Genomic DNA, 4,045 nt, shown 5'->3' with positions numbered 1-4,045 from the left:
CGTCGTCGACGCAGGTCCGCTGGCTGATGATCCAGGGGGTGATGTGGTCGGCTTCGAGGTAGGCGATGGGGGCGTCGCAGTCGGGGAAGGTGCAGCCGCCGTCGCGGGCGAGCATGGCGAGGCGTTGTTGTTCGTGGAAGCAGCGCGACCGTTCGCTGTAGGCGAGGATGCCGTGGAGGCTGTCGAGGGCGACGCCGAGGACGTTGGGGTTGCCGCCGGCCCACTGGATCGCGTCGGCGGTGCTGATGAGGTCGCCGTGGCCGGTGCGGGCGACGCCGGTCCCGTTGATCCAGTCCTCGGCGGGCAGGGTGAGCACGACGGTCGTGTGCACCCCGCCACCCATGGGTGTCGCGGCGTTGGCCTGCAGCAGCCGCAGCAGTTGCAGGAACCCGTCGTGGCGGCGCTGGGTCGCCGAGCGGGTGTCCCGGACCGGGCCGCTGGCCCGCGGCGGCGTCACGATGCCCTCGTCATCCAGCGCGCCCGCGGCCGTCTCGCCCACGCCGGCGGCCGACTCGGCAGCCGTGTCGGTGGTGCTGGTGTCGGGGTCGAGGGTGCGGGGGTGGGTGATGGCGTCGAGCAGGGTGCGGAGCCGTTCGGTCGCTTCAGGGGTGAGGTCGCCGTGCAGCACCGACGACCCGTCCGCCCGGACCCGCAGGTCCAGGCCGCGGTCACGCTGCGCGGTCCGGTCGCCGGGGAGGCGGCCGTCGGGGTCGAGGTGGGTGTGGACCTGCTGGCCGAGTTGCCGCACCATGCCGGGGTCGGACTCGGCCGCCTCGCGCAGCAGCAGCGCCTCCACCTCGTCGTGCGCCCGTTCCCGCACCCCGTCGGGGAGGGTGTCGATGCAGTCGGTGATCGTGCGGGCGTGCTCGGGGTTCACGGCACCGGAGGCGAGGGCGGCGGCGACCTGCGGGAACCGGGCCGGCAGCGGCTCGCCGGTCATCGCCTGCCGCGGCCCGACCGCGAGCGCTGCCTTGACCCGGTTCGCCGCGTCGGCGGGGTGGATCCGCAGCACCGAGCGCAGCAGCGCCTTCGTCGTCTTCTGCGAGTGCTTCCCGGCGAGCCCGCGCCGCTCGACCTCGGCGATCACCGCCGCGTCCAACGCCGCCAGCCGGCACCGCAGCGCCTCGGCCGACCGGACCGCGTCCAGCAACTCGGCCTCGGACGCGAGCGCCGTCGACGCCGCCAGCAGCCGGTCGAGTTCGGCGTGCCCGGCGGGCAGCGTCCACGCCTCGACCGCCGGTGCCACCATGCCGTCAGTCTACTCGAAGAAGCGTTCGAAAAGCAAGTCCTGTCGGTCGAAAACCTCGATCGAATAACGGATATTTGCTCCTGGCGTGGTGCCAATAAGCTCACCGTTCGTTGCCTGAATCTTGGAAATGATCGACGGGCAGCACTCCGTCTGGTAGGACAGTGCGCATGGCGGCGGGCGATGGCGAGTACACGATCCGGCCGCTGGACGAGACCACGTGGGACGCATTCGCCGAACTCGTCGAGGCCAACGGTGGCATCTTCGGCGGCTGCTGGTGCATGGGCTTCCACGTCAAGGGGCCGCCCGGGTCAGGCGACCACCGGGTGCAGAAGCTCGCGCGCGTGCGCGCGGGCACGACACACGCGGCACTCGTGTTCGAGGGCGACCAGTGCCTCGGCTGGGCGCAGTACGGCGCCCCCGACGAGGTGCCGCTCATCAAGAACCGGCGCGAGTACGAGAAGACGCGCACGGGCGAGCTGCCCGACTGGCGGATCGCGTGCTGCTACGTCGGCAAAGGACACCGCCGCCAGGGCGTCGCGGGCGCCGCGCTGCGAGGCGCGCTCGAGCTGATCGCGACGGCCGGCGGCGGCCGGGTCGAGGGATACCCCGAGCCGGCCGAATCCGTGCCAGCCGGCTTCCTCTACCACGGTGTCCTGTCGACGTTCGAGCGCGCAGGCTTCCGACGTGAGCGGCAGATCGGCAAGCACCGCTGGGTCGTCAGCATCGACGTGCCGGCCCGATGACCCCACGAGCACAGGTGATCGACGGCCTCGCCGCGCATCTCGCGTCCCTCGATCCGGGTCATCCACTGCGGGTCGGCATCGACGGCCCGTGTGGCTCCGGCAAGTCGACGCTGGCCCGCGAGTTGGTCGACGCCGTGGGTCGGCGCGGACGCCCCGTCGTGCACCTCGACTCGGACGGCTTCCACCACGTGCGTGCGGTGCGGTACCGACAGGGGCGCGACTCGGCCCGTGGCTACTACGAGGACGCGTACGACTTCGCCGCACTCGTCGACCGGGTGCTGGTACCGCTCGGTCCGGGCGGTTCGCGTCACTTCGCCACGAAGGTGCACGACCTCGCGTCCGACCGCGTCGAGACCGACCTCGTCGACACCGCCGCGCCCGACACGATCGCGATCTTCGACTGCACGTTCCTGCAGCGGGGCAGCCTTCGCGACCACTGGGACCACGTCATCTATCTCGACGTGCGCCGCGACATCGCCGTCGCACGCGGCGTCGCCCGGGACGCGGCGGCACTCGGTGGCGTCGAGCCGGCGCGTCGCGCCTACGACGAGCGGTACATGGCCGCGTGCGACCTGTACCTGCAGGAGGAACGGCCCGCGCAGCGTGCCGATGTTGTCATCGACCACGACGATGTCGAGCATCCCGAGGTGCGGCGCGGCCTCGGCGAATCCGTGCCAGCATCACCGCCTGCGTCTTGACACCGTTGCCTCGTCGCGACGAGCATCCGCCGCACCGCGGGGGCGGTCGAGGACGGCACGCGCTCGTGGACCCATCCCGACGCGTCGCAGGGGGTACGCATGAGGACGACATTCCGCACTCGTGGACCGCTCGCGGTCGTGGCCGCAGGTGTCCTGCTGGTCGGGGCCGCTCAGGCTGCGGACGCCCGTGGCACACCACGGTTCAGCGTCGTGGTCTCCGGGCTGGCCGCGCCGCGCGGCATCACCTTCGACGCGCGCGGCACGATGTACGTCGCCGAATCGGGCGTGGCCGGCAGCGGTGAGAACGGCCTCACCGACACCGGTGCGGTCAGCGCGTACCGCTGGGGTCACACCGTCCCGTCCTGGACGACGGGCTTCTCGTCGCTCTACAGCACCGAGGACCCGAGTGCGCCGCCGGACGTCCTCGGGCCGGAAGGGCTCAGCGCGCTGTCGCACGGCTGCCGCATGCGACACGACGCCTGCCGGGTGCGACTGATCACGAGCGAGTCGACCCCGGGGATCCTCGCCGCGACACACGGCGCCGTCGACGACCCGCAGGCCGGCCGGCTGTTCGGCCTGGACCCCAGGTCGGGTCACGCCACCGAGCTCGCCGACGTCGGCTCGCAGTCCTACGCCTTCACCACGGCGAACCAGGCCCTGTTCCCGAGCGACTTCCCCGACTCGAACCCGTTCGGCGTCCTCGTGACGCGGGGCCGGCACGGCGCCGTGCGCACCTTCGTCGCGGATGCGGGAGCGAACACCATCAGCGAGATCGGGCGTGACGGCTCCGCTCGCGTGATCGCGTACATCCCGAACGAGACAGGCGGTGCCATGCGGGATGCGACGCCGACCTGCATCGCAGAAGGGCCCGACGGCTGGTTGTACGTCGGCACACTCGACCTGGTTTCGAACCTGTTCATCGGCCTGCCGGGCGGCCAGTCGCACGTCTACCGGGTGAACCCGGACGCGAACTTCCCGACGGTGCCGAGCGTCTGGGCCTCGGGCCTGACGACGGTCACCGGCTGCACCTTCGACGACAGGGGCAACTTCTGGGCGACCGAGATGTTCGCCGGCGGTGCGGACGCAGCCACACCCGGTGACGTCGTGCGTATCCCGTTCCGGCACCCGGATCAGCAGACCCACTACGGCGCAGGCACCCTCGTCCTGCCGGGCAGCATCGCGCAGGGCCCGGACGACGCGTTGTACGTGACGGTCGGCTCCTCCGCTCCCGGGCGCAACGGCGCGGTCGTCCGGATGTCGCTCGGGCGGCACTGAGCCGTCGTCGTCCCGGGGAAGGCTCGTCGGGGGCGCGCCCACCGCCCCCCCCCGCGGCGCCCCCCGCGCCCCCACGCCCG

4 protein-coding genes are annotated in these 4,045 nt (G+C 72.1%); 3 read left to right on the top strand and 1 reads right to left on the bottom strand.

Features of this window, described 5'->3' with window-relative positions; genetic code table 11:
• Nucleotides 1-1,249, bottom strand: a 1,249-nt coding sequence (locus ACTHMS_RS23230; protein ID WP_440309029.1) for a DUF222 domain-containing protein, incomplete at its 3' end; no start/stop codon positions are given.
• A gap of 167 nt (nt 1,250-1,416) precedes the next feature.
• Here ACTHMS_RS23230 and ACTHMS_RS23225 point away from each other — a divergent pair.
• The 3 genes from ACTHMS_RS23225 to ACTHMS_RS23215 all read left to right on the top strand — a co-directional run bounded on the left by ACTHMS_RS23225 (nt 1,417) and on the right by ACTHMS_RS23215 (nt 3,965).
• Complete coding sequence (locus ACTHMS_RS23225; protein ID WP_440309028.1) at nt 1,417-1,992, top strand: GNAT family N-acetyltransferase; 576 nt, start codon at nt 1,417-1,419, stop codon at nt 1,990-1,992.
• Entirely contained in the window at nt 1,989-2,690 is a 702-nt protein-coding gene (locus ACTHMS_RS23220) for a uridine kinase (RefSeq protein ID WP_440309027.1), read from the top strand. Before ACTHMS_RS23225 ends, ACTHMS_RS23220 begins: the two co-directional genes overlap by 4 nt.
• A 99-nt stretch (nt 2,691-2,789) precedes the next feature.
• Entirely contained in the window at nt 2,790-3,965 is a 1,176-nt protein-coding gene (locus tag ACTHMS_RS23215) for a ScyD/ScyE family protein (protein ID WP_440309026.1), read from the top strand.
• Nucleotides 3,966-4,045 lie beyond the last annotated feature (80 nt).

The sequence above is a fragment of the Jatrophihabitans sp. genome (genome assembly GCF_051960575.1).
GTDB lineage: Bacteria > Actinomycetota > Actinomycetes > Mycobacteriales > Jatrophihabitantaceae > JBQCEE01.
This window is presented reverse-complemented; position numbering and strand designations above follow the sequence as displayed.

Bases quoted from the DNA above. Each gene is read 5' to 3' on its own strand.
- ACTHMS_RS23225 (WP_440309028.1), top strand. From the start codon at position 1,417: ATGGCGGCGGGCGATGGCGAGTACACGATCCGGCCGCTGGACGAGACC.
- ACTHMS_RS23220 (WP_440309027.1), top strand. From the start codon at position 1,989: ATGACCCCACGAGCACAGGTGATCGACGGCCTCGCCGCGCATCTCGCG.
- ACTHMS_RS23215 (WP_440309026.1), top strand. From the start codon at position 2,790: ATGAGGACGACATTCCGCACTCGTGGACCGCTCGCGGTCGTGGCCGCA.